Source organism: Duganella lactea, assembly GCF_009857505.1.
GTDB classification, from domain to species: Bacteria; Pseudomonadota; Gammaproteobacteria; order Burkholderiales; family Burkholderiaceae_D; genus Rugamonas; species Rugamonas lactea.
In genome coordinates, this window is sequence record NZ_WWCP01000097.1 from 1 (window position 1) to 484 (window position 484).

Sequence of the window (484 nt, forward strand, 5' to 3'; positions counted from 1 at the left end):
CCCGTCGCGACCTCAAAGCTAACCGCCATGACGTCTCGCGTGTCGGAGTCGACCGCCTCGGACCAGCGCTGAACGGCCCTAAGAAGATCGGGCGGCGCTTCGATGGATGTTTTTCTCATTCGCGCATCCTACAGCACCTGTTAATCCGGTACTGAAAAATGGCCGAAACGGATTATTGATTGGCAAATACGGATCACCGGAAAAGTCTCGGCCGATCAATAATGGAAAATTTGGCTCTGAGGAAATGACGGCGTTTCATGCGTTTTCAGAATTGGAAAACGATTCCGCGCGCCCCCGTGGCGCGCCATGGGGCTTTCGTCAGTTCGGCCAGGGCATCCCCATAGCGCATCAAGTTAAGTTCTTCACTCCCTATTGAAAGAAAGACTCGGCAATGTTGAAAAAAATGAGGGTTGGCACAAAGATAATTGGCGGCTTTGTATTCGTTTCGGTAATGGGCGCAATCGTCGCATTTGTCGGGATATTG

The 484-nt window shown here is 51.7% G+C and carries 1 protein-coding gene; it reads right to left on the minus strand.

Translation table 11 applies throughout. The features are described 5' to 3' along the window. Positions 1-265: 265 nt before the first annotated feature. Positions 266-484 (minus strand): hypothetical protein (locus tag GTP44_RS27765; RefSeq protein WP_229257110.1); only part of this gene is annotated, 219 nt, incomplete at its 5' end.